Origin of the sequence: Collinsella intestinalis (assembly GCF_902501455.1) — a bacterium.
Taxonomy (GTDB): Bacteria; Actinomycetota; Coriobacteriia; order Coriobacteriales; family Coriobacteriaceae; genus Collinsella; species Collinsella intestinalis.
Genome location: NZ_CABWIC010000007.1, coordinates 431152 through 456928 on the forward strand (window position 1 = coordinate 431152; position 25777 = coordinate 456928).

27 protein-coding genes and 3 tRNA genes are annotated in these 25777 nt (G+C 61.8%); all 30 read left to right on the forward strand.

The genetic code is table 11. The features are described from left to right. Nucleotides 1-315: 315 nt before the first annotated feature. Nucleotides 316-810, forward strand: a complete 495-nt coding sequence (locus AOBCEHNH_RS03220) for an RNA polymerase sigma factor (RefSeq protein ID WP_152063140.1) — start codon at nt 316-318, stop codon at nt 808-810. Further along, nucleotides 807-1622, forward strand: coding sequence for a hypothetical protein (locus AOBCEHNH_RS03225; RefSeq protein WP_193221162.1), 816 nt, complete (start codon nt 807-809; stop codon nt 1620-1622). The genes AOBCEHNH_RS03220 and AOBCEHNH_RS03225 overlap by 4 nt, the downstream gene beginning before the upstream one ends. A gap of 22 nt (nt 1623-1644) precedes the next feature. After that, nucleotides 1645-2610 carry an ABC transporter ATP-binding protein gene (locus tag AOBCEHNH_RS03230; RefSeq protein WP_152063418.1) on the forward strand — a complete coding sequence of 322 codons (966 nt, stop codon included), beginning with the start codon at nt 1645-1647 and terminating at the stop codon, nt 2608-2610. Next, on the forward strand, nt 2603-3868 hold the full coding sequence (locus AOBCEHNH_RS03235; RefSeq protein ID WP_152063142.1) for an ABC transporter permease subunit: 1266 nt from the start codon (nt 2603-2605) through the stop codon (nt 3866-3868). Before AOBCEHNH_RS03230 ends, AOBCEHNH_RS03235 begins: the two co-directional genes overlap by 8 nt. Before the next feature lie 313 nt (nt 3869-4181). Continuing rightward, nucleotides 4182-4257: transfer RNA gene (locus tag AOBCEHNH_RS03240), tRNA-Ile, on the forward strand. A 197-nt stretch (nt 4258-4454) separates the two neighbouring features. Then, nucleotides 4455-4529 (forward strand) — tRNA-Val (locus AOBCEHNH_RS03245). 70 nt (nt 4530-4599) lie between these two features. Continuing rightward, a complete protein-coding gene (locus AOBCEHNH_RS03250) occupies nt 4600-6612 on the forward strand; it encodes an ABC-F family ATP-binding cassette domain-containing protein (RefSeq protein ID WP_152063143.1) in 2013 nt (670 codons plus the stop codon). Further along, nucleotides 6599-6895, forward strand: coding sequence for a hypothetical protein (locus AOBCEHNH_RS03255; RefSeq protein ID WP_006722686.1), 297 nt, complete (start codon nt 6599-6601; stop codon nt 6893-6895). The genes AOBCEHNH_RS03250 and AOBCEHNH_RS03255 overlap by 14 nt, the downstream gene beginning before the upstream one ends. Nucleotides 6896-6905: 10 nt before the next feature. Continuing rightward, nucleotides 6906-7610 carry a site-2 protease family protein gene (locus AOBCEHNH_RS03260; RefSeq protein ID WP_152063144.1) on the forward strand — a complete coding sequence of 235 codons (705 nt, stop codon included), beginning with the start codon at nt 6906-6908 and terminating at the stop codon, nt 7608-7610. A 58-nt stretch (nt 7611-7668) separates the two neighbouring features. Beyond that, entirely contained in the window at nt 7669-8472 is an 804-nt protein-coding gene (locus AOBCEHNH_RS03265; RefSeq protein WP_006722684.1) for a segregation and condensation protein A, read from the forward strand. After that, the gene (gene scpB, locus AOBCEHNH_RS03270; protein WP_152063145.1) at nt 8472-9185 is read left to right on the forward strand and encodes an SMC-Scp complex subunit ScpB; all 714 of its coding nucleotides are present in this window, start codon (nt 8472-8474) and stop codon (nt 9183-9185) included. Before AOBCEHNH_RS03265 ends, scpB begins: the two co-directional genes overlap by 1 nt. After that, on the forward strand, nt 9178-9996 hold the full coding sequence (locus tag AOBCEHNH_RS03275; RefSeq protein WP_152063146.1) for a pseudouridine synthase: 819 nt from the start codon (nt 9178-9180) through the stop codon (nt 9994-9996). The genes scpB and AOBCEHNH_RS03275 overlap by 8 nt, the downstream gene beginning before the upstream one ends. Before the next feature lie 9 nt (nt 9997-10005). Then, nucleotides 10006-10686 (forward strand): (d)CMP kinase, encoded by a 681-nt coding sequence (cmk, locus tag AOBCEHNH_RS03280; protein WP_152063147.1) that lies wholly within the window; start codon nt 10006-10008, stop codon nt 10684-10686. Between the two features lies 1 nt (nt 10687). Next, nucleotides 10688-11422: a lysophospholipid acyltransferase family protein gene (locus AOBCEHNH_RS03285; protein ID WP_152063148.1), complete on the forward strand. Its 735-nt coding sequence runs from the start codon at nt 10688-10690 to the stop codon at nt 11420-11422. Further along, nucleotides 11423-12274, forward strand: coding sequence for a 4-hydroxy-3-methylbut-2-enyl diphosphate reductase (gene ispH / locus AOBCEHNH_RS03290; RefSeq protein WP_152063149.1), 852 nt, complete (start codon nt 11423-11425; stop codon nt 12272-12274). Continuing rightward, nucleotides 12274-13677 carry a DUF512 domain-containing protein gene (locus tag AOBCEHNH_RS03295; RefSeq protein ID WP_152063150.1) on the forward strand — a complete coding sequence of 468 codons (1404 nt, stop codon included), beginning with the start codon at nt 12274-12276 and terminating at the stop codon, nt 13675-13677. Before ispH ends, AOBCEHNH_RS03295 begins: the two co-directional genes overlap by 1 nt. Nucleotides 13678-13976: 299 nt before the next feature. Continuing rightward, nucleotides 13977-15314, forward strand: coding sequence for a ribosome biogenesis GTPase Der (der, locus tag AOBCEHNH_RS03300; RefSeq protein ID WP_118271163.1), 1338 nt, complete (start codon nt 13977-13979; stop codon nt 15312-15314). Between the two features lie 2 nt (nt 15315-15316). Beyond that, nucleotides 15317-16051 (forward strand): glycerol-3-phosphate 1-O-acyltransferase PlsY, encoded by a 735-nt coding sequence (plsY, locus tag AOBCEHNH_RS03305; RefSeq protein WP_193221163.1) that lies wholly within the window; start codon nt 15317-15319, stop codon nt 16049-16051. Further along, complete coding sequence (locus AOBCEHNH_RS03310) at nt 16044-17060, forward strand: NAD(P)H-dependent glycerol-3-phosphate dehydrogenase (RefSeq protein WP_006722674.1); 1017 nt, start codon at nt 16044-16046, stop codon at nt 17058-17060. Before plsY ends, AOBCEHNH_RS03310 begins: the two co-directional genes overlap by 8 nt. A gap of 58 nt (nt 17061-17118) precedes the next feature. Continuing rightward, nucleotides 17119-17799 (forward strand): ribulose-phosphate 3-epimerase, encoded by a 681-nt coding sequence (gene rpe / locus AOBCEHNH_RS03315; RefSeq protein ID WP_152063151.1) that lies wholly within the window; start codon nt 17119-17121, stop codon nt 17797-17799. Between the two features lie 5 nt (nt 17800-17804). Then, nucleotides 17805-18977: a cysteine desulfurase family protein gene (locus AOBCEHNH_RS03320; RefSeq protein WP_152063152.1), complete on the forward strand. Its 1173-nt coding sequence runs from the start codon at nt 17805-17807 to the stop codon at nt 18975-18977. After that, nucleotides 18964-19770, forward strand: a complete 807-nt coding sequence (locus AOBCEHNH_RS03325) for a Nif3-like dinuclear metal center hexameric protein (RefSeq protein WP_152063153.1) — start codon at nt 18964-18966, stop codon at nt 19768-19770. Before AOBCEHNH_RS03320 ends, AOBCEHNH_RS03325 begins: the two co-directional genes overlap by 14 nt. Further along, a complete protein-coding gene (locus tag AOBCEHNH_RS03330; RefSeq protein ID WP_152063154.1) occupies nt 19767-20480 on the forward strand; it encodes a zinc ribbon domain-containing protein in 714 nt (237 codons plus the stop codon). Before AOBCEHNH_RS03325 ends, AOBCEHNH_RS03330 begins: the two co-directional genes overlap by 4 nt. Nucleotides 20481-20482: 2 nt before the next feature. Beyond that, entirely contained in the window at nt 20483-21667 is a 1185-nt protein-coding gene (gene coaBC / locus AOBCEHNH_RS03335; RefSeq protein ID WP_152063155.1) for a bifunctional phosphopantothenoylcysteine decarboxylase/phosphopantothenate--cysteine ligase CoaBC, read from the forward strand. Between the two features lie 59 nt (nt 21668-21726). After that, nucleotides 21727-21803: transfer RNA gene (locus tag AOBCEHNH_RS03340), tRNA-Pro, on the forward strand. 114 nt (nt 21804-21917) lie between these two features. Continuing rightward, a complete protein-coding gene (locus tag AOBCEHNH_RS03345; RefSeq protein WP_006722668.1) occupies nt 21918-22661 on the forward strand; it encodes a CDP-alcohol phosphatidyltransferase family protein in 744 nt (247 codons plus the stop codon). 87 nt (nt 22662-22748) lie between these two features. Then, nucleotides 22749-23159 (forward strand): FHA domain-containing protein, encoded by a 411-nt coding sequence (locus AOBCEHNH_RS03350; protein WP_006722667.1) that lies wholly within the window; start codon nt 22749-22751, stop codon nt 23157-23159. Then, complete coding sequence (gene ftsR / locus AOBCEHNH_RS03355; RefSeq protein WP_006722666.1) at nt 23152-24048, forward strand: transcriptional regulator FtsR; 897 nt, start codon at nt 23152-23154, stop codon at nt 24046-24048. Before AOBCEHNH_RS03350 ends, ftsR begins: the two co-directional genes overlap by 8 nt. A 51-nt stretch (nt 24049-24099) precedes the next feature. Continuing rightward, a complete protein-coding gene (locus tag AOBCEHNH_RS03360) occupies nt 24100-24633 on the forward strand; it encodes an adenine phosphoribosyltransferase (RefSeq protein ID WP_006722665.1) in 534 nt (177 codons plus the stop codon). Between the two features lie 147 nt (nt 24634-24780). Further along, nucleotides 24781-25665, forward strand: a complete 885-nt coding sequence (locus tag AOBCEHNH_RS03365; protein ID WP_152063156.1) for a DegV family protein — start codon at nt 24781-24783, stop codon at nt 25663-25665. The last annotated feature ends 112 nt before the right edge of the window (nt 25666-25777 follow it).

Here is a 25777-nt window from a genome sequence, read left to right on the forward strand (position 1 = left end):
ATTCCGAAATGCATGTCAGGATCCTTTGACTAGATTCGCGGAATCTGATCTGATTGCTCGCTTTTCGGGACCCTGCCCCCACCTGAGGGAGGTCCTTCATCAGTTCATCTAATAAACCGGGTGTCGCGTTATTCGCGGAACACGGTGTCTCGTTGCCCGGGGACTGCGACCTTCCGCAAACGGGACACCCCCGCCGGGAATTCAGCTCGGTCGAAGTCTAATATGTAGAAACCGTGTGCGGGCGCTCATCGGGGGCGCCCGCTCCGTTATCTATTGCGAGAGGGGGTGGTGCGCGTGGCGCACGAAAGTCGCGGGATGGAACCTGCAGGAGTTAGGCGGCTCGTCGAGGCCCATTATTCCGACGTCTACGCGTACTGCCGCAGGCACACCGAGTCGGTCGACGAGGCGGAGGACGCCGTTCAGGAGGTGTTCCTCAGGTTCGTCGGGGCATCCGGGCGCTATCGGGACGACGGCAGGCCGCTGGCCTACCTGCTCACGATCGCGCGCAACGTCTGCGCCGACTCGCACCGCCGTGGCGCGATGCGCGCCGACGAGCTGCCCTGCGACGAGGTCCTCGCCGACCCGTCGCCCGGGTCCGGCTCGGCCGACAGGCTGTCCGCCGTTCGTCGCGCGGTCCGGGCCCTGCCAGACGAGGCCCGCGAGATCGTCGAGCTCAAGTTCGACCAGGGGCTCACCGCGGTGGAGATCGCGCGCGTCACTGGCCTCAGCCGCTTCGCGGTGGCGCGCCGGATCGGCTCCGCCCTGTCGGACATCAGGGAGGCCCTGGCCTCCGAGGAAGGGGACGCATGATGGATCACATTCCTGACCGATCGCCGGAGCGGGAGCTCGCCCGCCTGTTCCGGGAGGAGCGCGAGGGCTGGGACCGTGAGGCGGGCCGCGCCAGTCTCGTCGAGGCCTGCGTCGCCGCCTGCGAGGCCGAGGCGGCCGCCCTCGGGAGGAGGGGGCCGGAGGCGTCGCTCCCGGCGTTCCTGGCCGCCCAGGCCCGCTTCACGCCGCCCGGCGCCTGGGTCGCCATCGCCGCCGTGTGTGCCCTGACGGTCGCGGGTGCGGGAGTGGGGGCGGACGGCCCCGCCGCCTTCCAGGCGCTCTCCTCCGCGGGTGGGCTGCTCGCCCTGGTGTGCCTCGTCGGCGTGACGCGGTCCAAGCCGTTCGGCATGGGCGAACTCGAGTCGTCGTGCCCGTTCAACGCCGTGTCGGTGTCCTTCGCCCGCCTGCTGCTCTTCGGGGTCCCCAGCGTGCTCGTGTTCGCGCTCGGGTCGGCCTCGGCGGGGGCCCAGGGACTGGGTGCCGCCAGGGCCCTGGCCCTCATGGCCGCCCCCTACCTGACGGCCTGCGCCGGGGGCCTTATGTGCGCCAGGCGCGCCGCGGGGCCGGACGCCGGGCGCGCCGCGGTCGCGTGGGCCTCCTCGGTCACCGCCGCGTCGGCGCTGTTGTTCTACGCCGCCCCAGTTGCGTACGCGGCGGCGAGCGCCTGGGCCTGGTGCCTCGCGTGCCTGGCCTCCGGGTCCTGGTGCGCCTCGGAAATCCATGCGTGGCTGGGCGAGGGGGCCCGGGGCTTCGCGCCCCGGCGCGGGGACGTCCGGTCCCCGCTCGACATCTGATTTCGATAGAAGGGAGAATGCGATGGAACTCGAGCTCGATAGGCTCACCAAGCAGTACGGCCCGAAGATCGCGGTCGACCGGGTCAGCGCCCGGCTGGGGGCCGGCGTCTACGGGCTGCTCGGCGCCAATGGCGCGGGGAAGACGACGATCATGCGCATGATATGCGGCATCTTGCGCCCGACCTCGGGCGAGGTCCGTCTTGACGGGCGCCCGACCGCGGAGATGGGGGGCGAGTTCCGGGCGCGCCTCGGCTATCTCCCCCAGGACTTCGGGTACTACCCGGAGTTCACGGCGCTCGACTTCATGGAGTACATGGCCGCCCTGAAGGGCCTGGACTCCCGCGGGGCACGCACACGCTCGCTCGAGCTGCTCGACCGGGTCGGGCTCGCCGGCGAGGAGCGCCGCCTCATCCGGACGTTTTCCGGTGGCATGAAGCAGCGCCTCGGTATCGCCCAGGCGGTGCTCAACGACCCGGACGTCCTCGTGCTCGACGAGCCCACCGCCGGCCTCGACCCGAAGGAGCGGGTGCGGTTCCGCAACCTCATCGCGAGCTTCGCCGCCGACAAGGTCGTCCTGCTGTCCACGCACATCGTCTCTGACGTCGAGTGCATAGCCGACAGCATCCTGATGATGCGGGCGGGGTCCTTGATAATGCGGGGTGCCCCGTCGGAGGTCGTGTCGCGCGTCGACGGCATGGTCTGGGAGGCCCGCGTCCCGGCTCGGGAGGCGGATGAGCTGTCGACCGCGTCGCGCGTGGTCAACGTCCACCACATGGGGGACGGAACGGCCCTCGTCCGGTTCCTCTCCGGAGACGGCCCCTCCCGCGTGCCCGGCGCCGTCAGGGCCGAGCCCACGCTCGAGGACCTGTACCTGCACGTGTTCGACGAGAGCGGGGCGGAGGGCGGCCCCGCGCCGCTCGCCGGGCCCGCTGACGCCGATCGCCGCGGGCGCCGCGGCGCCCATTTCGGAGGTGGCCGACATGCTTAGCCTTATCAAGTTCGAGCTCAAGAAGATGCTTACCCGCCGCGTGGCCGTCGCCGCGAACGCCGGCGCGATCGTCATGCTCGTCGCCGTCATGGCGCTCAACGTGATGCAAGCCAGGGCCGAGGGCAACATCGGGGAGATCCTCTCGGGGCCCGAGGCCATCGCGCACCGCCGCGAGGTGGCCGAGGCCCGCGCGGGCGATCTCACGCCAGAGCGCGTGGCCGCCGACATCGCCCGCTACCAGGAGATCGCCTACGAGAGGCTCAACCCCGAGGAGCTCGCGGAGATGTCTGACGCGGCCGCGTACGAGGCCGTGGCGGAGGCGTACGACGAGGCGACGCGCCTGGAGCTCTACGATCCGTACTACATCACGCTGCTCAAGCCCTGGGCGGTCAGGGGCCTGGAGCCCTACCAGTACGCTTTCCGCGTTAGCCCCGAGATGGCGCTCGACTTCTACGGCGCCCTGGCGGCCAGCCTGCAGGACTCCCTCGACGAGGGGATGGGAGGGGAGTGGGTCTACTCGCCGGCCGAACGCTCGTTCTGGACCGAGAAGGAGGCCGGCGTGGCCGAGCCCATCGGTTACGGGTGGTCCGGCGGCTGGGACAACATCCTCGATTGCACGGCGTTCCTCCTCTTCGCCATCTTCGCCGCCTGCGTCACGGTGACGCCCCTGTTCGCCTCCGAGTACCGCGAGGGGACCGACGCGGTCCTCCTCTCGTCCCTAAACGGGCGCGGCAGACTCGTGGCCGCGAAGCTCGCGGCCGCCGCCCTCTACGCCACGGCCCTGTTCGCGGCCGGCGCCGCCATCGTCTGCGGCGTCTCCCTGGCCTTCTACGGTGCCGGAGGGGCGGACCTCACGATCCAGAACTATGCTCTGGCCTCGCCCTACAACCTCACGATGGCGCAGGCCGCCGCGCTGTACATCGGCATCTTCTACCTTGTCATGCTCGGGATGCTCGCCCTGACGCTCGCACTCTCCGCGTCGACGCCCTCTACGCTCGCCATCATCGTGACCGACGTGGTCGTCCTGTTCGTGACCGGCCTCCTCCCGTCGGCCGGCGTCGGGGTGCTGCGCCACATCCTCACGCTGTTCCCCATGGGGCTGCAGTCGCCGTTCGACATGTTCGCCGCGCTGTTCTCCTACCCGGTGGGGCCGGTCGTGCTCGACCTCATCGGCATGGCGGCCCTCGTCTACGGCGCCCTCGTCGCGGTCGGCGTCCCCCTCGCCCTGGGCCGCTGGTGTCGGCACCAGGTCGCCTGATCGGCACCGCCGCGCCCAACCGAGGCCTTACGCGCGGATTAATCACTAATCAATCACGACGGCTCCTAGTGCCGATTGCGTGGTATACTCCCTCTCGCAGGAATCGCTGCGATTGCAGAATTTGCGTTGCGTCGGTTTTCGCGTTTACCCGGAATTGCCCTGAATGCGTCTTTTCGCGCGGATTTGAGGTTAATCGGACTTCCCGGCATCAAGAGGCCAGGTGTTCGATCCCCCTCGTTTCCACCATGAGATTTAAGGCCTCCGGGAAACCGAAGGCCTTTTACATTTACGCATGTGATGCAACATTCTTAACGGGCTCTTGGCGCAACGGTTAGCGCAGGGGACTCATAATCCCTGGGTTCTGGGTTCGAATCCCGGAGGGCCCACCATCAAAACAGCAGGTCAGACCGCGTGTCTGGCCTTTTTCTTTTTCGTGCCCGATGTGCAACGCCGTGCACGGCTATCCGGCTAAATGAGTCGAAAACGTTCGCCTGAGGCGAGTAGTGCCTCACCTGAATCGCGATTTTAAAAAATGTATTGCACCGTCATCCAAATTCGTGTTAGTATTCTCCTTGCTGAAAAGCACGGGCGATTGGCTCAGGGGTAGAGCATATCCTTCACACGGATGGGGTCACAAGTTCGAATCTTGTATCGCCCACCATCACACATTAAAGGCTCCAGGTAACTGGAGCCTTTTTGCTATAGAGACTCAGCGACCTTGTGAGGGTGACATGATTCTCCTTGTCGACAAAATCGAGAAGTCTTTCGGCGCGCGGACCCTGTTCACGGGTGCCACGCTCCAGGTGAATGCCGGCGAGCGGTACGCCCTTGTCGGTCCCAACGGTGCCGGCAAGACGACGCTGCTCAAGATCATCATGGGCATCGACAGCCCCGATGCGGGGTCCGTTACGTTTGCCAAGGATGCCAATGTCGGCTATCTCGAGCAGGAGACCAAACTCGCCGGTGATATCTCCATCATCCAGGAGGTTATGGACGCTGCGATTGAAATTAAGACGATGGGGGAGCGCGCCGAGGAGCTTCAGCTCAAGATTGCCGAGGCTGGAGAGTCCGGCGAGGTTCCCCAGGCTATGCTTGACGAGTATGGTCATGTGCAGGACCGCTTCGAGCGTTTGGGTGGCTACGAACTCGAGAGCAACGCGCGTCAGATTCTTGCCGGTCTGGGTTTTAAGCCCTCGGATTTCGATCAGCCGTGTTCCGAGTTCTCTGGCGGTTGGCAGATGCGCATTGCGCTAGCCAAGCTGTTCCTCCGCCATCCCGACGTCCTGTTGCTCGACGAGCCCACCAACCACCTCGACCTCGAAAGTGTCCAGTGGCTGCGCGGGTTCATCTCCGCCTACGACGGCGCTGTGCTGATCGTCTCCCACGACCGTGCCTTTATGGATGCCTGCGTGGATCACGTGGCGGCCCTCGAGAACCGCCGTATCACCACCTATACTGGCAATTACAGCTCCTATCTTAAGCAGCGCGAGGACAACCTCGAGCAGATGCGCGCCAAGCGCGCCGCCCAGGAGCGCGAGATCGCCCATATGCAGGTATTCGTCGATAAGTTCCGTTACAAGCCGACCAAGGCCGCCCAGGCCCAGGAGCGTATGCGCCGCATCGAGCAGATCAAGAGCGAGCTCGTGATCTTGCCCGAGGGTCACAAGCACGTCAATTTCAAGTTCCCCGACCCTCCGCGCTCGGGCGATATGGTCATCAAGCTCGAGGATTTTGCCAAGCGCTTCGGCAGCAAGACCCTTTACGAGCACGCCGATCTGACGCTGTATCGCGGGGACCGTGTCGCGCTCGTCGGACCCAATGGCGCCGGCAAGTCCACGCTCCTCAAGATGCTCATTGGCCAGGAGGCGCCGACTGAGGGTACCCGTTCGCTCGGCACCAACGTCGGCGTGGCGTACTACGCCCAGCACCAGCTCGAGGGGCTTAAAGAGGGAAATACCGTCCTGCAGGAGATCGACTCCGTTGCCCCGACCTGGACTGTCCCTCAGCAGCGCAGTTTGCTCGGTGCCTTCCTCTTCGCCGGCGAGGACGTCGACAAGCGCGTGGGGGTCCTTTCCGGCGGCGAACGCGCCCGCCTTGCGTTGGCCAAGATGCTCGTTGCCCCCGAGGCGCTGCTCTGCCTCGACGAGCCCACCAACCATCTCGATATCGATTCCGTCGACATGCTCGAGAACGCCCTCAAGAGCTTCCCGGGCACGATCGTCCTCATCTCCCACGACGAGCACTTGGTGCGTGCTGTGGCGAACCGCGTGGTTGATATCCGCGACGGAAAGATTACCGTTTACGACGGCGATTACGACTATTACCTGTTCAAGCGCGAGGACTTGGCCGCGCGTGCCGCGGCTGAGGCGGTTGAGCCTGAAAATGCCTCCAGGCAACAGGTCCCGCAACGCGCCGACGAGCCTCAGGCTGCGGCGCCTCGCGAGGGCAAGAAGACCAAGGAGCAAAAGCGTGCGGAGGCCGCCGCTCGCGCCGAGCTCAATCGCCGCCTCAAGGGTACGAAGGACCGCCTCAAGAAGGTCGAGGCCGAGCTTGATGTGAAGCGAGCCCGCTACGACGAGCTCATGGCTCTCATGGCCAGTGAGGAACTGTATGCCGACCAGGATAAGTTCAACGCCGCGCTCGTGGAGTACAACGGGCTCAAGCAGGAGCTTCCGGCTCTCGAGGACGAGTGGCTCGAGCTGTCCACCACGATCGAGGAGGAGACTTCCCGTGGACTCGCGTAGGGCGCTTGCCGTTGCCTTGTCGCTTCTGGGTTTCGCTTTCAGATTGTTCGCGCTCGGCCTCTGTGTGCTCACGGTCGTCTTATGCTTCAACGGATTCGCGACGATGCTCGGCATCGTGAATTTTGTCGTCGACCTCACCCGGGCGCTTCCGGATATCATCGCGGGCTATGGTTTGATTCCCACTCCCTTTGGCGGCGTGTTCCGCTTCGATTTTGCAGTCGTGGCGGCGGTGTGCTTCTTTGTGGATTACCTGCTTGGCCGCATCTCTCAAACCATCCGCTAGGAGGAGTAGGGTGAATTTCGACTATCTGTTCGGCTTGCTCGCAAGCGCAGCTGCCGTGATCATCGGCATTGTGGTGCATGAGAGCGCCCATGCGCTTGCCGCCTACCTGTTGGGCGATCGCACGGCTCGATCACAAGGGCGCATCTCGCTCAATCCACTTCGCCACATCGATCCCTTCGGCACCATATTGCTGCCCCTGATCATGATCTTGGCCGGCGGTCCCGTCTTTGCATTTGCCAAGCCCGTGCCCGTCTATCTTGGCAACCTCAAACATCCCAAGCGCGACGAGGTGATCGTCTCTCTGGCGGGTCCTTTGAGCAATATCGCCCTTGCCTTCCTGGGTGCGCTTCTTTTGCGCGGCCTGGCCAACGATCCCGCGCTGTTCGCAGGTGGTCTGGCACAGTACGGCCTGGCTGCGCAGGTCGCTCCGCACTTGGTTCGCTTTTCGTTGACGCTCATGAGCGTCAACCTCTCGCTCGCGTTCTTCAATTTGATCCCGCTGCCGCCGCTCGACGGCTCTTCGTTGCTTGTCCTGTTTCTCAAGGGCCGAGCTCTCCAGACGTATTACGAGGTCCAGCGCTATTCCATGCCCATTCTGATCGTCGTTCTGTACGTGTTGCCGAGTCTGCTGCACATCGATTTGATCGGACTTTATTTCAGCATCACGGTCGATCCCTTGTATCTCAACCTTGTCAGCTTCGCTTTGGGGCTTTAATGCCTGTCGGTGCGCTACACTCAGTGCGTATGCGTTTTTAGAGTGAGAGGGGGATCGCATGTCGTATCGCGTGTCCACGCAGGTCTATTCCGGACCGTTTGACCTTCTGCTTCAGCTTGTGAGCAGGCAAAAGGTCGATATCGGCTCGATTTCCATCTCCGAGGTTGCCGAGCAGTACCTCGCCGAGGTCGAGCGTCTCGAGGCGCTTGACCTCGATGTCGCGAGCGATTTTCTGCTCGTCGCCGCGACTCTGCTCGATATCAAGGCCGCGTCGCTTGTCCCCGACGATTCGTCCAATGTCACCGAAGACGATGACTTGGACGACGAATTCTCGGGCCTGGATGCCGATTCCCTACGCGAGGTCCTCATCCAGCGCCTCATAGCCTACAAGCAGTTCAAGGGCGCCGCTGCCGCGTTGGGGGCCCGTATGGAGGCCGAGAGCCGCATGCATCCGCGCGTTGCCGGCCCCGACCCTGAGTTCTTGAACTTGATGCCCGATTACCTTGCGGGCATCACGCTGCGCGGCCTTGCCGTCATTTGTGCGGATTTGGATGGCAAGCGCGAGACGTTCCTGCTTGAGGCCGAGCATGTCGCCCCCAGTCGCGTGCCCATCGAACTCACGGTTGCCTCTGTCGACCGCGTCACGATCTCGCGGCCCCATCTCACGTTCCGCGATCTTCTGGATGGGGATGCGACCACTGAGCAGATCGTCGCCACGTTTCTCGCCATTCTCGAATTGTCAAAGCGCGGCTCTGTCACGCTCGAGCAAGACGAGAACTTCGGCACCATCCGCATCGACCGAGTCGAGGGCGCGCCCGAGTACCGCCCCGAGGACGGTTCGCTTTTTGACGAGGAGGACTAATGGAGCACCTGAGCGAGCTTGAAGCCGGCTCCATCAAGGGCGCCCTTGAGGCGCTGCTGCTGGTTTCGAGTGATCCTGTGAGCGCAAGTCAGCTCGCGGGTATTCTCGGTTCGACCCCCGGTGAGATTGCGTCCCTTCTGGCCGATCTCAAGGTCGAGTATGAGGAGGCCAATCGCGGTTTTCAGCTGCGCGAGGTCGCAGGGGGTTGGCGCCTTTTCACCCATCCCGCGTTCCACGACCAGGTCGAGTCCTTTGTCCTGTCATGGGATACTCAGCGCCTTTCGCAGGCCGCCCTCGAGACGCTCGCGGTCATCGCCTATCATCAGCCGGTCACGCGCGAAATGGTCAAGGGCATCCGCGGCGTAAACTCCGATGGCGTCATCTCCTCTTTGGTGGATAAGGGCCTCATTCGCGAGACGGGCCGGGATCCCCAGCGCGGCCAGGCCATTCTCTACGGTACCACCAACGCGTTCCTCGAGAAGTTCGGCTTGCGCTCCACGCGCGATCTTCCCGATCTCGAGCAGTTCGCCCCTGATGAGCAGGCTCGCCAGTTCATTCGCGAGCGTCTTTCCGGCAGATCCATCCAGTCGACCCTCGATGAGGTGGACGAGGATCTGGAAGAGGAGCGCGAGCTCATCTCCACGGATGAGGGCAACGCTGACGTCGGCGCCACGTTCGATGGCGATTCGTTCGACAAGGATCGCGATGCGTAGCGCCAGTGAGGGCTCGCCGCTCGTCCATGAGGGCGACTCGATGCTGGTCCCCATGCGCTTGCAGCGCTTTCTCGCGCGCGCAGGCGTTGCGAGTCGGCGTGGGTCGGAAGGGCTCATGACTGCCGGGCGCGTTCGCGTCAACGGCGAGGTCAAAACCGAGCTCGGTACGAAGGTCGACCCGCGATGCGATGAGGTCACGGTTGACGGCGTTCCCGTCGTGCTCGGCTCCGGACCCGCCTACATCATGCTCAACAAGCCGGCCGGGTTCCTCACCACGATGAGCGACCCGCATGGGCGTCCCACCGTCGCTGAGCTCGTGCCCAGCAAAAAGTTTCCCGGGCTCTTCCCGGTCGGCCGTTTAGACATGGACACGACCGGCCTGCTCTTGTTTACCACCGATGGTGATTTGGGCCAGCGCCTGCTCCATCCGTCTCACCATGTGTGGAAGACGTATCGCGCCATCGTGGACGGCCGCTGCTTGGATGGAGACCTGGAGCCCTTGCGGCGCGGGCTCACCCTCGACGACGGCCTGTGCCAGCCCGCGCGGTGCCGCGTGCTCGAGCCGGCAGATGCTCGCATCCCCGGCTTCCCCCGGCTCGATCCGGGGACGACGGCCGTCGAGGTCATCATCCGAGAAGGCCGAAAGAACCAGGTCAAGCGCATGCTCTCCAAGATTGGTCATCCCGTCATCGCCCTGCATCGCTGCCGGTTCGGCGAATTGCGGCTCGGGGACTTGGCTGAAGGCTCTTGGAGGGAACTCACCGACGAAGAGGTCGCGTCGCTCAAATCCGCGCCGCGGCTGGATCTATAGGAGGATTACATGATCATCGCCATTGACGGGCCCGCCGGTTCAGGCAAGTCCACCATCGCCTGCGAGGTGGCCACGAGATTCGGCTTTTCCAAGCTCGATACCGGCGCTATGTATCGCTCTGTCGCGTTGAGCGCACTGCAGCGCGGCATTTCGCTTGAAGATGCTTCGGCGACTGCTCAGCTTGCGCGCGACATTCACATCACGTTTGGCGCTGAGAATCACGGCAACGTCTCCGTCTTCGTGGATGGGGTCGACGTCTCCGACGCGATCCGCACCCCCGAGGTGGACCGCAACGTCTCCGCAGCGGCTGCCAATCCCGAGGTTCGCGCCGCCATGCTCGACCCGCAGCGCCGTTTCGCCGAGGGCCGCGATGTTGTTGCCGAGGGCCGCGATATCGGTACTGTCGTCTTTCCGGAAGCGGAGCTCAAGGTATTTTTGACCGCCGATCCGCGTGAGCGCGCCCGTCGCCGTGTCATGCAGCGCCATGAGGGCGCGGAGGTCGACGCATCCGTAATCGAGGCTGAGATCGAGCAGACGCTCGCCGATATCGAGCGTCGTGACGCGCTTGACTCCAAGCGTGAAACTGCGCCGCTCACCTGTGCCGACGATGCCGTTCGCATTGATTCGACGAGCCACACCATCGATGAGATCGTCTCCATGATCGAGCATCTCATCGCCGAGAGGAGGTAGCATGGCCGGGGAGATCTCGACTCCGCGTGATGCGGCTTCGCACTACAACTGCCCCATGTCGGCGTTTCCGCTGCATGAGCGTGCGATCTATACCATCGTCATGGCTGTTCTCTGGGCATTCTCCAAAGTCATGTGGCGCTGGCATCTCGAGGACGCCGAGAAGGTGCATGCCCGCTGCACCGACGGCGTCGTCATCATTTGCAATCACACTTCGATGGCCGAGGTTTTGCCCATCGTTACGAGCGAGTGGGCGGCCGGCCGCCGCGTCCGCCCGATTTTCAAGTCGGAATTCAACAAGACGGGCATCGTCCGCTGGGCTTTCGCCCTCGCGGGCGGCATCCCCGTCGATCGCGGTGAGGCTGATATGGCGGCCCTGCGCGCGGCCCAGCATGCCTTGCAGCGCGGCGAGGATGTGCTGATTTTCCCTGAGGGCACTCGCGTTCGCACCGATGACCAGCCGGTCGAGGTTCACGGAGGCTTCGCGCTTATAGCGCAGATGGGAAAGGCGCCCGTTTCCCCGATTGCCGTTTGCGGTTTTCGCGATATCACACCTGCTGGTAAAAGAATCATGCGCCCCAAGAAGTGCTGGATGCGAGCTGGTGATTCCGTCCTTCTCGAAGATGCTCCCGAGGGCATGAAGCGCCGCGAGCGCACGCAGTGGGTTGAGGACGAGTCCATTCGACGTATGTACGCGATCCGCGATGCGCTGCGCGCTGAGCATCCGGGGAGGTTCTAGATGACTCACATCGAGATCGAGGTCGCTCGTTACGCCGGCGTATGCTACGGTGTCGAGCGTGCGCTCGGCATGGCCGAGAAGGCCGCTGACGAGGCCCACAAGCCCGTCAATACGCTCGGCCCCCTCATTCACAATCCGCTGGTCGTCAACGATCTCGAACGCATCGGCATGGGCACTGCCTCGAGCGTTTCCGAGGTCGAGGAGGGCACGCTCATCATTCGTGCCCACGGCGTCGTGCCGAGTGTCGTCGAGGATGCCCGTGCCCGCGGCCTCGATGTCTTGGATGCAACGTGCCCCTATGTCAAGAAGGTCCATAACGCCGCCGAACGCCTCGTGCGCGAGGGGTATCAGCTCATCGTAGTAGGGGAGAGCGGCCACCCCGAGGTCGAGGGCATCATGGGACACGCAGGGGATGACGCTCACGTGGTCTCCGTCTCCGGGGATCTCGACGCCATCGATCTTTCGCGCAAGGTCGGCGTGGTCGTGCAGACCACCCAGACGCCCGGAGCGCTGGCCGATGTCGTTGCCGAACTATCCAAGCGGACCATGGATTTGCGCGTCATCAACACCATCTGCTCCGCGACTCAGGAACGTCAGGATAGCGCGGCCGAACTTGCCCGTCGCGTCGACGCGATGATCGTCGTCGGCGGCAAGAACTCCGGCAACACACGTCGTCTTGCCGAGATTTGCACGGCGGCCTGCCCCAAAACGCATCACATCGAGGACGCCTCCGAGATCGAGGCGGCGTGGTTTGACGGAGCTTCTCATATCGGCGTGACCGCAGGCGCTTCGACGCCTGCCTCGCATATTGAGCGCGCCCTTGTCCGCATGCGGAGCCTTCTGGAGTCCTGATGGCCGAACGAGATTCGAACATGCCCTCGGTACCCACGTATGCGGGCACCGTTGCGCCATATGCCCTGTCAAAGGATCCATCTTCAGACGGCGCCACCGTTTTGTCGGTGACCCCCGATTCTCCCGCATATGACATAGGGCTCGAGCCTGGTATGCGCGTGCTCACGGTGAATGGCAAGCCGCTCACCGATATGATCGTGTGGCTGTGGGAGACCGAGGACGTCGAGGCCGAGATCGAGGTATTCGATCCGCGTGACAACACGGTCGCATCTGCCGTGATCGAGCGTTTCCCGGGCGAGGAATGGGGCGTCGATTTCGATGGCGTCGTCTTCGACGGGATGCGCACCTGCGTGAACGCCTGCATCTTCTGCTTCATGAACATGCTCCCCAAGGAGAGCCGATCCACTCTCACCATTCGGGACGACGATTATCGCCTGAGTTTTTTGCAGGGCAATTTCGTGACGCTTACGAATATGAAGGACCCCGAGGTCGAAGATGCCATCGACAAGATGCTCTCGCCCATGAACGTGTCGCTTCATGCCATCACCCCTGAGTGCCGACGCAAGCTCATCGGGCGCAACGCACCGCGTGGCATCGAGGTGCTTGAGCGCTTTCTCGAGGCTGGTATCGAGATCCATGCGCAGATCGTGCTTTGCCCCGGGATCAATGACGGGGACGAGCTGCTCGCAACTCTCGAGTACGTCGAGGCCCATCCCGGCATCACGAGCCTTGCCATCGTCCCGCTTGGCTTCACCAAGCATCAGAAGCGCTTCACCACCTCGTACTCCGATGACGTCGAGGCGTCGCGGGCCGTTGTCAAGATGCTCGAGCCGTTCCAACAGCGCGCCCGCGAGGAGCGCGGTTGCACGGTATTCCAGCTCGCGGATGAGTTTTACATCGATGCCCATCTGCCGGTCCCTCCTGCAGAGACTTATGATGGCTTTCCGCAGTTTTACGACGGCATCGGCATGCTTCGCAGCTTCCTGGACGAAGTCGAGTCCGTGAGGGCTGTCAGGAGTTTGGAAGTCGCTCGCGTTTCCGAGCGGCTCGGCGAATCGAGTCGTCGGGTCCTCGTCATTTCCGGAGAAGCGGCGCAGGGCACCTTCGGTGCGTTTTGCAGCATGTTCGATGCAGGCGTCATCGATGTCTGCACGATTAAAAACGAGTACTTCGGCGGCAACGTGAACGTCACGGGCCTCATCTGCGCGTGTGATCTGCTCGGCCAGCTGCCAGCCGACCTGACGGACATCGAACTGCTCATTCCGGATGTGATGTTCAACTACGACGGTCTCACCCTCGACGGCCTCGCCCGTGATGAGGTCACAGCTGAACTCGAGCAGCGCGGTGCGATCGTGCATTTCGCCACTCCCGCGCCGAACCATCTACTCGACGCGTTGGTCTAACTGAACGCCGATGCGTGGGCATAATTCCTTCGGGCGTGGTTTCGCTTCGCTTCGCAAAAAACGCCCTACGGAAATATGCCCCCGCATCGGCTGCCCATAAATAGAGCCGAGCACATATTTTTCCAACGAGGGTGGCTTGGATCGCGATGGGCGACCCTCCGGGGTGGACATATTCTCGTAGGGTGTTTTGTGAGCGAAGCGAACCACACCCGAAGAGATTATGTCCACCCCGTGGGATGCGTCATCGCTACGGAGCACATGCTAGAATTTCACCAACTGTGACTATCCAAGGAGAACCTATGTCTCGTCCTATTGTCGCGATCGTCGGGCGCCCTAACGTGGGCAAGTCGACGCTCGTCAATCGCATCGCGCAGACGTCCGATGCCATCGTTCATCAGAGCCGCGGCGTCACGCGCGACCGCAGCTACCATGTCGCCGACTGGAACGGCCGCGAGTTCATGCTCGTGGATACGGGCGGTATCGAGCCCATGAAGAGTGACGATGTCTTTGCCACGTCCATCCGCGACCAGGCCCTGGCCGCCGCCGAGGAAGCCGCTGTCATCCTGTTTGTGGTCGACGGTTCTGTCGGTGTCACCGAGGAGGATGAGAGCGTCGCCCGCATGGTGCGCAAGCTCAAGAAACCGACTTTCCTGCTCGTCAACAAGCTCGACAATCCCGCCCGTGAGAACGACAGCCTTTGGGAGTTCTACTCCCTGGGTGTGGGCGACCCCGTCGCCGTCTCCGCCCTGCACGGCCATGGCACCGGCGACCTGCTCGACGAGGTCGTCTCCCTGCTGCCCGAGGACGCGGGCGACGAGGACGACGAGCCCGATACGCTGCGCGTCGCCATCATCGGCCGACCGAACGCCGGCAAGTCCTCGCTCTTCAACAAGATGATCGGCAATGACCGCTCCATCGTGAGCAATATCGCCGGCACCACGCGCGATGCCATCGACACGGTTGTCGAGCGCGACGGCAAGCGCTATCGCATGGTCGATACCGCGGGCATCCGCAAGAAGAGTACGGTCTACGAGAACATCGAGTACTACTCCATGGTCCGAGGGCTTCGCGCCATCGATCGCGCGGACGTCGCGCTGCTCGTCGTCGACGCGTCCACGGGCGTGACGGAGCAGGACCAGAAGGTTGCTAATCTCGCGATCGAGCGCGGCTGTGCCCTGGTGGTACTCCTCAACAAGTGGGACCTCCTCAAGGACGACTACGAGCGCGAGGCCGTCATGGAGACGGTCGATCGCCGCCTGACCATGGCGCCCTGGGCCGAGTATCTGCGCATTTCCGCCATGACCGGCCGCAGCGTCCACAAGATCTGGGATATGGTCGATGCCGCGGCCGAGCGTCGCGCGAGCCATATCACCACTTCTCAGCTGAACAAGCTCCTTACCGATATGCGTGAGTTCGGCCACACCGTCTCCGATGGCAAGCGCCGCCTCAAGATGCACTACGTCACGCAGACGGGTGAGAAACCCCCGGCGTTCACGTTCTTCGTCAACCACACCGACTTGGTGTCCGACAACTACAAGCGTTATATCGAGAACCGCATGCGCGCCACCTTTGATTTCAAGGGAACGCCGATCCGCCTGCGCTTCCGTGCCAAGAAGAGCGACAAGGACAAGGAGTAGCGATGCCGGGGATGGATCGCTTCCTCGCCCTTGCTGGCCCGGGGATGTTCGGAGCTTCCTGGTGGCCGTTGATTCTCACGTACATTTTCACGTTCCTTGTTTGCGGTATTCCCTTTGGGAAGATCTTTGCCAGGTTGCTCGGTAAAATTGACCTGCAGAAGGTCGGCTCCGGCAACATCGGCACCACCAATGCGCTCCGCGCCGGAGGCCCCAAGGTCGCGATTCCCACGCTCATCTGCGACGTCTTCAAGGGCGTTCTTGGCGTGAACGCGGCCCGTCTCGTCGTCGCCAACATGGTCCGCATCGAGCCCGTCGACGTACTCGCCCTCAACGGTGGCGCCGGCATCGGCGACACCCTCCTGGCGCTCGCGGGGCTCGTATGCCTGTGTGGCCATATCTTTTCGCCCTATCTCCACTTCAAGGGTGGTAAAGGTATTGCGACGGGCGTGGGTGTGCTGTTTGGTCTTTCCTGGCCCTTCGCCTTGCTGCATCTCGGGATCTTCATCGTGGTCGTGGCGTTCACGCGTCTCGTGTCGCTCGGTTCCATCATCACCGTTCTGGCCCTGCCCATCACGGTTCCCTTGTATTTTGCGGGCGATAGCCTGAGCTTCAAGGTGATCATGTCCCTTCTCGGGCTGCTGATCGTTTGGGCCCATCGCTCCAACGTCAGGAAGCTCTTGAATGGCACGGAGTCCAAACTCTCTTTTTCTAAACGCGTCGATAAGATGGATGAGTAACATGCGCATCGCACTGATCGGTACCGGTTCGTGGGGCACGGCCATGGCCGGCCTTGTGGCCTCTCATGGGCATACCGTCGTCATGTGGTCCTACGACCCCGCTCCGGCGCACGAGATCAACGAGCTTCATACCAACAGCTGCTATCTCTCAGATTACACGCTGCCTGAGAACGTGAGCGCGACCTGCTCACATGAGGAGGCTCTGGCTGGCGCAGATGCTGTGATTTTCGCCGTACCCTCGTCGTTCTTGAGGGGCGTTGCCCGTGATTGCGCGCCCTACATCCCGGATGGTTTGCCGGTGCTTTGTCTGGCAAAGGGAATCGAGCTCGGCACCGGGCTGCTTATGAGCGACGTCATCGCCAGCGAAATCGGTCATCCTGAGCGCATCGCGGCGCTTTCAGGCCCCAATCACGCCGAGGAGATCTGCCATGGGGCCCTCTCCGCCTCGACCATCGCTTGTGAGAGCATGGAGATCGGCGATTTCTTCAAGGGCATCATCCTCGGACCGAACTTCCGCATCTACCTCTCGACCGATCTGGTCGGTGTTGAGCTTTGCGGTGCGATGAAGAACATCATGGCCATCATCTGCGGCATCGCAGCCGGATCGGGCATGGGCGACAACGCCCTTGCGCTCATCATGACCCGTGGACTGGCTGAGATGAGTCGTCTGGTCCATGCTTGCGGCGGAGAGGCTATGACCTGCATGGGCCTGGCCGGCATGGGCGACCTGATTGTGACGTGCACCTCGCGCCATTCGCGCAACCGTTCTTTCGGTGAGGCGTTCGCCCGTGGTGAGACGCTCGAGGAGTACCAGGCGCGACGTCGGATGGTCGTCGAGGGAGCGGCGGCCGCAAAGAGCGTCAGCGAGCTTGCGCGCTCCAAGGGCGTCGACGTGCCATTCGCCTTTGCGCTTGAGCAGCTCCTCTACGGCAGCATGACGCTCGAGGAGGCGCTCGACCAGCTTACCAGCCGCATGCCGGGTGAGGAGTTCTACGGTCTCGACGAATAGCCGTTTCGCATCTTCAGCCCTCGCATAACCGCATATCAATTCGTTCGAAAGGAACGCCATGTCAGCTTCAATCCAGATTTCCCCTTCCATCCTCTCGGCCGATATGGCGAACCTCGCGCACGACCTGAAGCGCATCTCGAATGCGGACCTGATCCATGTTGACGTCATGGATGGTCACTTCGTGCCGAATCTGAGCTATGGCACGGCCATCGTAAAAGCGTGTAAGAGCGCCACGGACATTCCGCTCGACGTTCATCTCATGGTTTCCAATCCCGACGATACGGTCGATTGGTACATCGACGCCGGCGCCGACCTCGTCGCCGTCCACTATGAGGCCTCCACGCATCTGCACCGCACGGTTTCCCACATCAAGTCCCGTGGTTGCAAGGCTGGCGTGGTGCTCAACCCCGCCACTCCCGTGGATGTGCTCGAAGATATCCTCGATGACCTCGATATGGTCCTGCTCATGAGCGTGAACCCTGGCTTCGGCGGACAGAAGTTCATCCCGCGTACGCTCGATAAGCTCCGCCGCCTGCGCGCCATGTGCGTTGAGCACGGCGTCGATCCCCTCATCGAAATCGATGGCGGCGTGGGCGCCGGCAACGCCGAGGAGCTTGGTGCCGCCGGTGCGACGGTTCTCGTGGCCGGTTCGGCCGTCTTCGGAGCTGAGGATCCGGCTCAGGCGGTCGAGGACATCCGTCAGGCCGGTACGCGCGGCCGAGCTTCCAGGGAAGCGTAGACGCGATGTCTGACACGTATACCAATCTCGACTACGCGGCCTCGACGCCCATGAGGCCCGAGGCAATCCGCGCTCAGCTTGATTACGACGCCTCGGAAATCGCCGGGGCAAATCCCAACTCCCTGCACTCCCTCGGTCGCAAGGCCGCGCAGGTGCTCGAATCTTGTCGCAGGGTTGTCGCTCGCAGCTTCGGTTCGCGCGTACGCGCCTCTGAGGTGCTGTTTTGCGGTGGTGGAACCGAGGCCAACGTCCTGGCGCTCATCGGTCTTGCCGAGGCGGCTCGTGCGGCCGATCGCCGGCGCGACCGTGTTGTCGTTTCCGCGATTGAGCACGATTCGATCCTCGACAATCTCCCGCAGCTTCGTGCTCTCGGGTTCACGGTCGATACGGTCAAGCCCAACCGTCGAGGATATGTCGAACCTTCTGAGCTCGAAGCGCTCATGGGACCCGATGTCGCGCTTGTGTCGGTCATGTTCGCCAACAACGAGACCGGCGTCATCCAGCCCGTCCGAGCACTTTCCGATGTAGCTCATGCCCACGGGGCCGTCTATCACGCCGACGCCGTCCAGGGTTGGCTGCATGTGCCCTTTGATGTTGCAGATCTCGCTGTCGATGCCCTCTCCATCGCCGGGCATAAGGTCGGCGGGCCGGTCGGCATCGGCGCCTTGTATCTCAAGGGACGAACCCCGATTCGCCCACGCAGCCTCGGAGGTGGGCAGGAGCGTGGTCTCAGGCCCGGCACCCAAGATCTTCGGGCCATAGTTGGACTTGCCGCCGCCGCCGATGCCCTTATGCCGCACGTAGCCGAGCACGTTTCTGTGCTCAGGCCTCTGGCCGATAACCTGTATGATCGACTCTGCTCAAATTCCAAGGTTCATGCCACGATGGGGGATTGGACCGATTCCGATCGTCTCCCCGGCATCGTGAGCATTTACGTCGAGGGCGTCGACTCTGAGGAGCTCATCTTGAAGCTCGACAGCCTTGGGTTCGCCGTTTCCGCAGCGAGTGCCTGCTCGAGTGGGAGTATGGATGCCAGCCATGTGCTGCGGGCTATGGGGATCCCTCGTGAGGATGCGCTCGGCTCCTTGCGCATCTCCTTCGACGACCGCGTTGACCCTGCGGCCCTCGACCGGTTTGTCGAGGCCTTTTTCGAGGTGGTGCACGATGCTCGTCCGTGACCTTGAATCTTCCCTGCTCGCACGTTTCCCACGTCGGGATGCCGAGGCCTGGGACCATGTGGGGCTCTCCGTGGGCGATCCCGATGCCAAAGTACGCGGTGTGCTGTGCTCTTTGGATGCCACCCTGGACTCGCTGCACGCTGCGTGCTCCTTGGGTTGCAATGTGCTCTTGACGCATCACCCGGTTTACATCTCGGCTCCCGACAGCTTCTGTCCTCCATCTGCTGAGCGTCCCTCGAGTTCCGCCGTCGTGTACGAGGCCGTCCGGCTCGGTGTGAGTGTCATCTCGCTTCACACCAACCTTGATCGCTCCCACGAGGCGAGGGCCTCACTTCCTGGGCTTCTCGGTATGGAGGCGCGATCTTCTCTCGAGTACCTAAGCGACCCGGATGCGACTGGTTTGGGAAGCCTGTGTGCTTGTGACCCCATCACGCTCGGCGATCTTGCCGTTCGTCTGCGGGATTCGTTTGAGACGGCACCGACCGTTTGGGGCGATCCTAAGATGACGGTCTTTCGACCGGCGTTTCTCGGCGGTAGCCTCGGTGATTTCGGTGAGCTCGCCGTGCGCGCGGGCGCCGATGTCGTGGTGACCGGAGAGGTGGGCTATCATCGCGCCCAGGACCTCTCTCTCAGGGGGATGGGGGTTGTGGCTTTGGGCCACGATCGCTCCGAGCAGCCGTTCTGCTCGATTTTGGCCGACGCCTGCGTCTCGATTGGCGTCCCGGCCGAACACGTATATGTCAATCCGCTGCCCACGCAATGGTGGGTGCCGACGCAAGGAGATTTCGCATGAGTCTTGGTTCCGATCTGATCAAGCTGCAGGAGACCGACCTCGAGCTTGCAAAGCTGGGTAAGCAGCTCGGCTCGCTGCCCATCATCGACGAGCTTGCCAAGAAGCGCGCGGCTCTCACCAAGCTCCGCGCCGAGGCCACACGCCTGCTCGCCGTTCGCAAGGACGCGCAGATCGCGGTCGATGATCTCGATGAGGGCGAGCGCGCCTGCCATGAGGCCGTCGCCGCCGCTCAGGCCCGTTCCGTCGATCCGAGTGATTACCGTGCGATGCGAGATCTGGAGGAGGAGCTCTCCAATCTTGCCAAGCGCCTCGAGCGCATCGAGTTCGACCGTCCTGAGGCACGCGAGGCGCTGGCCGCTGCCGAGGAGCGCGAGCGCAAACTTGCCGACTACATCAAGCGCTTCGAGGCCGCCATCGTCGAGGACACGCGTTCCGCCCGCGATCAGGCCTCTGCCATTCAGACCGAGATCGACGAGCTTTCCCTTCGCCGCAACCACCTGTTCGGCCGTCTGCCCAAGGACGTCCAGGGGCTGTACGAGCGCTCCTCTAAGCGCTTCAAGGGCCTGTGTGTCGAGCGTATTCAGGGCAACGTCCCGACGGTCTGCCGCACCGCCCTCCAGCCCGCGTCCATGGATGCGCTTCGTCATGCGACCGATTATGCCGAGTGCCCGTACTGCCACCGCATCATCGTGGTCAACGAGCAGGAGTAGTCATGCCAAAGACCGTTCTCGTTTGCGTTACGGGATGCATCGCCGCGTATAAGTCATGTGAGATTGTCCGCCTTCTCCAGAAGGCCGGCGTGCGTGTCAAGGTCTGCATGACCGAGCACGCAACCGCGTTCGTGGGCCCGACCACCTTTCGAGCGCTTACGCACGAGGAGGTTGCTATCGACCTGTTCGACAACCCCTCCGACCCGATTCACCATATCTCGCTTGCCAAAGAGCCCGATGCCGTTCTCGTGGCCCCGGCCACGGCCAACGTCATCGCCAAAATGGCCCATGGCCTTGCCGATGACCTGATGAGCACGACGCTGCTTGCGACGGATGCCCCCATTGTCGTGGCTCCCGCGATGAATGTGGGGATGTGGACGGCGGCCGCCACTCAGGAGAACGTTGCAACCCTCGCTGCGAGGGGCTGTGAGATCGTCTACCCCGCTACCGGCTACCTTGCCTGCGGTGACACCGGACAGGGCAAGCTCGCCGAAGTCGAGGCAATTGTGGACCGTACGCTTGCCGTGCTCGGGCGATCCGACATCCTTGTGGGCGAGCACGTGCTCATCACCGCCGGCGGTACGCGTGAGGCCATTGACCCCGTGCGCTATATCGGCAATCGCTCCTCCGGCAAGATGGGCTACGCGCTTGCGCGCGCCGCACGGGACATGGGGGCCAGCGTCACCTTGGTGAGCGCCCCGACGGCCCTTCAGGCGCCTCAAGGTGTGTGCGTCGTTCCCGTCGAGTCGGCTGCGGAGATGCATGCCGAGGTCGAGCGCGCTTTCGAAGAGGCCACCATGCTCGTTTGCGCCGCTGCGGTCGCGGATTATACCCCCGCTACCGTCGCCCCCGAAAAGCTCAGCAAGTCCGATGGCGAACTGACCTCTGTTCCGCTCGTCAAGACGCGCGACATCCTTGCGGACATGTCGTCCAAGAAGGACGATCGCGTCGTGATCGGCTTTGCCGCCGAGACGAATGACCTTACTCGTCGTGCCGTCGACAAGCTCGCCCGCAAGGGCTGCGATGCCATCGTCGCCAACGATGTGTCGCGTTCGGAGTCCACCTTCGGCTCAAATACGGATGCGGTTCTTTGGGTGACAGGGGAGGGGGCTGAGGAGATCCCCTGCATGGACAAGCAGGACCTTGCCTATGAGCTGCTGAAACGCGCCAAAGAACTAAAATCTTAAATAGATGAAAAAAAGTTCTTGCATCTGTTGGAACCTTTGGGTAAAGTAATTCCTTGCTTCGGGACGTAGCGCAGCTTGGTAGCGCACTTGCATGGGGCGCAAGGGGTCGCTGGTTCAAATCCAGTCGTCCCGACCACGGAGCATTAAGGGCGGCCATTTGGTCGCCCTTTTCCATTTTAAGGTTGTCGGCTTACGCGTTTCGTAAGCGGGTATCATGCCTCCAGTGTTTCATGTTCTAGGGGAGTAAGGCGTGGCCGCAGGCAAGATCAGGAAGAAGATCAAGAAGGAGCTCATCGGTACCTCCGATTATCCTTCCAATAAGATCTTCACCATCTCAAACTTCATCACCTTCACGCGCTTGATTCTCACGGGCGTTTTTCTGTACCTGTTCGTGACCGACCAAAACCGTTACGTCGCCCTCGCCATATACGCGATCGCGGCTTCTACCGATTGGCTCGACGGGCAGATCGCACGCATGACCAAGACCGTGAGTTGGCTGGGAAAGATGCTCGATCCCATTGTGGACCGCGCCTTGCTCTTCACCGGTGTCGTCGGCCTGGTTGCTCGAGGTGAGCTGCCGCTATGGATCTGCCTCGCCATCGTCGGTCGCGATGTGTACCTGTTCCTCGGCAATTTTGTGGTTCGCCATTACCATCGCAGGCCCATCGATGTCGTTTTTATCGGCAAGCTCGCCACCGCGCTGCTGATGAGCGGTTTTACCTTGATGCTCCTCGGGATGCCGATGCTCGATGGCCTGGGCCTTGTCCCGGCCTCCGTTTCCTGGCTGCCCGGCATTAACGACGTGGCCGCCCCGCTGGGCATTTACTTCGTGTATGCAGGAGTCTTCTGCTCACTGGCAACGGGTGGCGTCTATACCGTCAAGGGCATGGTCGCCATTCGCGCCGCGATTGCGCATCCCGAGGACGAGGATGATGATTTTCTAAACCCTGAGATCGATGATGCCGATGATGCCGAGGTCGTTGAGAACGCATAACGACACCGATATGCGAACTATTTGGGTTAGAATAAATTATTGATTGTATTTTCCGGGTTTATCCCGTTTTGCCGCTAGGGGGTTACCATGGCCAATGTCGAGCAGAATGAGACAACGCGCGTTTTTCGCATGCCGAGCAGCGATGCCACCGCGCCTGACCTCATGAAGAGCACGCCCCTCATCGTCCCGGTCCTTTCCATCATCAAGGGGCCGCAGACCGGCAATGTCTTTGAGTTGGATCAGCCCGAGGTCACCATCGGTCGCGATCCCTCCAACACGATCTTCCTCAACGACATGACCGTCTCTCGCAGCCATGCCAAGATCCTGCGTAACGCCGCCAGTGTTCTCATCGAGGACCTCGGCTCCCTCAATGGCACCTGGGTTGATGGCGCCATCGTCAACTCCGCGCCTCTGCACGACGGCTCGTCCGTGCAGATCGGCACGTTCACGCTGATGTACCACGAGAGCACCGTGGAGCGCATCGAAACCGGTGAGTAGCTTGGCTGAGCGCAGCTACCTCAGCATCGGGCAGGTGGTCAACCTCCTGCGCGGAACGTATCCCGATCTCTCCAACTCAAAAATACGCTTCCTTGAGGACGAGGGGCTTATTACGCCCCATCGCACCCCTAAGGGCTATCGTCAGTACTCCAAGGCCGACGTTGACCGCCTTGAGGTTATCTTGCATCTTCAAAAGACGCGGTACATGCCCCTTTCCGCTATCAAGCAAAAGCTCGATAGCGCCTCGGACCTGTCCGCGCTCGCGTTCGAGGTCGGTCTCTTGACAGATGCCCCCATGAAGGTTGCCTCTAAGGAGACGCGTCAGAAACTGCATCCCATCGAGGACGTCCCCGACATCCTTGGCGTCGATATCGCGTTTCTGCGCCAGCTTTCCGACAATGATCTCATCCGCATCATACGCAGCCCGCAGAACCGCGAGCTTATCGATGGCCGTGATTTCGAGATCATCCGCCACTGTGCCGAACTCTCGCGCTTTCACATCGAGCCGCGCAATCTGCGTCAGTATGTGATTGCCGCCAATCGCGAGTCCGCGCTCTTCGAGCAGGTTCTTATTGGCATGCTCGGTTCCGATGACTCCGACGATGACCGTGAGGCTAAGCTCGACCGTGCTTTTAAAACGCTGCACGACCTCACCGATGGCGTCCGCACCGCCCTTCTTCGCAACCGTGTATTCGAATCGCTTAACGCGGTCGTTGAAGATGCCGACGTCGATGCAATCGATGATGAGATCACCCGTGCGCAGCAGGCCGCTCAGAACCATGTGAGCCAGCAGTCTTACGCGACTGGGCATGAGCAGGTCGTGAGCGCATTGGATGCAAGCGAGCTCGCCGCCCAACCGATTCGCGTCCTCCCCGTCGACGCTTCATAGCGCCGCACGTTGTGACAATCAAAGCCAAAACGAGTAGAAAGATGCGCCGACATGTCCGATTTTGACTTCGAGTCCTTTATCACCGACATCCCCGATTATCCCGAGCCCGGTGTTGTCTTTAAGGACATCACGCCCCTGTTCGCCGATGCCAACGCAATGCGTCAAACCGTTCTCGCGATCGCTGATCACTTCCGTGATGCGGGCATTACCAAGGTTGTTGGTCCCGAGGCTCGTGGCTTCATGATCGGCGTGCCCGTTGCCATGGAGCTCGGAGCTGGCTTTATTCCCGCTCGCAAGCCCGGTAAGCTGCCCCGTGAGACCTACTCCGTTAGCTATGAGCTCGAGTATGGCTCCGATACGCTCGAGATTCATCGCGATGCGATCGAACCCGGTGACCGCATCCTGATCGTCGACGACCTTATCGCCACGGGTGGTACTGCCGCTGCAACCGGCAAGCTCATCCAGGAGGTTGGGGGCGAGCTGGTCGGCTATGCTTGCATCCTCGAGCTTACGTTCCTGAATCCGCGCGACGTACTTGCGACTTCGGGTGATCAGGAGCTGTTCAGCCTGGTCAAGGTCGGTTAACGCACACTTCCGTCGGTTATGGAGAGGAAAGGGGAGAGCCCTTCCTCCCCATCTTCATATGCGCTGGGTTTCTGCCTTTTCGTCCTCAACTGGTCATTTTAGTAGGTATATACTCTGGTCTCGATAAATCGAGCGAAAGGAACCCTCATGACTTGGGCCATTATCGCTGACTCTAGTTGCAACTTGCGTGACTATACGCCCGTCACCCCCAATTGCACCTATGCATTCGCGCCGCTCACGCTTCACGTGGGAGGGGAGGAGTACCCCGATGACTCCGACTTGGATGTGAGCAAGCTGAACGAGCGAGTCCATTCGGAGGCAACAGCATCGAGTTCGGCATGCCCGAGCGCTGGCGAATGGGCTGATCTGTTCCGCCTGGCCGATAACGTCATTGTCGTGACGCTTTCCTCCAATCTTTCGGGAAGCTACGACTCTGCTCAGATGGGCCGCAATCTCGTTATGGACGAATATGCTCGTGAGCACGGCGGTCAGATTATGGGCAAAAACATCTACATCCTTGATTCTCGAGCTGCGGGCGCAAAACTCGAGGTCATTGTCCGCCTTATCGATAGGTACCTTACGACGCATCCTGATACGACGTTCGACGAGGTCGTTTCGTATGCAAAGAGGCTTGAGTCGAACAGCCAGGTGCAGTTCTCGTTGAGGAGCTTCGACAATCTTGTCAAGAATGGGCGCATGCCCAAGTTGGTTGGCGCACTCGCAAGCGGCCTTTCCATTCGTATGCTTGGAACGGCAAGTGAGCAGGGAACCATCAAGGTGATTGCCCCGACGCGCGGTGATAAGAAGACGATTAAGAAAATCCTCGATGTCATGAGGTCGGACGGATATCGTGGCGGTATGGCGTATATCGATCATGTCGACAATGTCGAGGGCGCAGAGGAGCTGGGCCGTGCGATTGCATCCGAATGGCCGCAGGCCGAAGTCGAGATCCTTCCTTGTCGAGGTCTCTGTTCTTATTATGCTGAGGAGTCTGGCTTGATCATCGGGTATGAGTGGAACGGCCTGAGTTAAGTAATCTACCGGCCTGCGCACACGTCTTGATGGGTTTGCAGGCCGGTTATCTATCTCCATCTCCACTTTACATAATATATATTATCAGGAATGACTAAGTCTTGATTGTTGT

Excerpts from the sequence above, each read along its gene's own strand:
- coaBC (WP_152063155.1), top strand. The coding sequence starts at position 20,483 with ATGCCAAAGACCGTTCTCGTTTGCGTTACGGGATGCATCGCCGCGTAT.
- AOBCEHNH_RS03230 (WP_152063418.1), top strand. The coding sequence starts at position 1,645 with ATGGAACTCGAGCTCGATAGGCTCACCAAGCAGTACGGCCCGAAGATC.
- AOBCEHNH_RS03285 (WP_152063148.1), top strand. The coding sequence starts at position 10,688 with ATGGCCGGGGAGATCTCGACTCCGCGTGATGCGGCTTCGCACTACAAC.
- plsY (WP_193221163.1), top strand. The coding sequence starts at position 15,317 with ATGCCGGGGATGGATCGCTTCCTCGCCCTTGCTGGCCCGGGGATGTTC.
- AOBCEHNH_RS03320 (WP_152063152.1), top strand. The coding sequence starts at position 17,805 with ATGTCTGACACGTATACCAATCTCGACTACGCGGCCTCGACGCCCATG.
- AOBCEHNH_RS03330 (WP_152063154.1), top strand. The coding sequence starts at position 19,767 with ATGAGTCTTGGTTCCGATCTGATCAAGCTGCAGGAGACCGACCTCGAG.
- AOBCEHNH_RS03225 (WP_193221162.1), top strand. The coding sequence starts at position 807 with ATGATGGATCACATTCCTGACCGATCGCCGGAGCGGGAGCTCGCCCGC.
- ispH (WP_152063149.1), top strand. The coding sequence starts at position 11,423 with ATGACTCACATCGAGATCGAGGTCGCTCGTTACGCCGGCGTATGCTAC.
- AOBCEHNH_RS03325 (WP_152063153.1), top strand. The coding sequence starts at position 18,964 with ATGCTCGTCCGTGACCTTGAATCTTCCCTGCTCGCACGTTTCCCACGT.
- cmk (WP_152063147.1), top strand. The coding sequence starts at position 10,006 with ATGATCATCGCCATTGACGGGCCCGCCGGTTCAGGCAAGTCCACCATC.
- AOBCEHNH_RS03310 (WP_006722674.1), top strand. The coding sequence starts at position 16,044 with ATGAGTAACATGCGCATCGCACTGATCGGTACCGGTTCGTGGGGCACG.
- AOBCEHNH_RS03365 (WP_152063156.1), top strand. The coding sequence starts at position 24,781 with ATGACTTGGGCCATTATCGCTGACTCTAGTTGCAACTTGCGTGACTAT.
- AOBCEHNH_RS03250 (WP_152063143.1), top strand. The coding sequence starts at position 4,600 with ATGATTCTCCTTGTCGACAAAATCGAGAAGTCTTTCGGCGCGCGGACC.
- der (WP_118271163.1), top strand. The coding sequence starts at position 13,977 with ATGTCTCGTCCTATTGTCGCGATCGTCGGGCGCCCTAACGTGGGCAAG.
- AOBCEHNH_RS03295 (WP_152063150.1), top strand. The coding sequence starts at position 12,274 with ATGGCCGAACGAGATTCGAACATGCCCTCGGTACCCACGTATGCGGGC.
- AOBCEHNH_RS03350 (WP_006722667.1), top strand. The coding sequence starts at position 22,749 with ATGGCCAATGTCGAGCAGAATGAGACAACGCGCGTTTTTCGCATGCCG.
- rpe (WP_152063151.1), top strand. The coding sequence starts at position 17,119 with ATGTCAGCTTCAATCCAGATTTCCCCTTCCATCCTCTCGGCCGATATG.
- scpB (WP_152063145.1), top strand. The coding sequence starts at position 8,472 with ATGGAGCACCTGAGCGAGCTTGAAGCCGGCTCCATCAAGGGCGCCCTT.
- AOBCEHNH_RS03275 (WP_152063146.1), top strand. The coding sequence starts at position 9,178 with ATGCGTAGCGCCAGTGAGGGCTCGCCGCTCGTCCATGAGGGCGACTCG.
- AOBCEHNH_RS03265 (WP_006722684.1), top strand. The coding sequence starts at position 7,669 with ATGTCGTATCGCGTGTCCACGCAGGTCTATTCCGGACCGTTTGACCTT.
- AOBCEHNH_RS03360 (WP_006722665.1), top strand. The coding sequence starts at position 24,100 with ATGTCCGATTTTGACTTCGAGTCCTTTATCACCGACATCCCCGATTAT.
- AOBCEHNH_RS03220 (WP_152063140.1), top strand. The coding sequence starts at position 316 with ATGGAACCTGCAGGAGTTAGGCGGCTCGTCGAGGCCCATTATTCCGAC.
- AOBCEHNH_RS03235 (WP_152063142.1), top strand. The coding sequence starts at position 2,603 with ATGCTTAGCCTTATCAAGTTCGAGCTCAAGAAGATGCTTACCCGCCGC.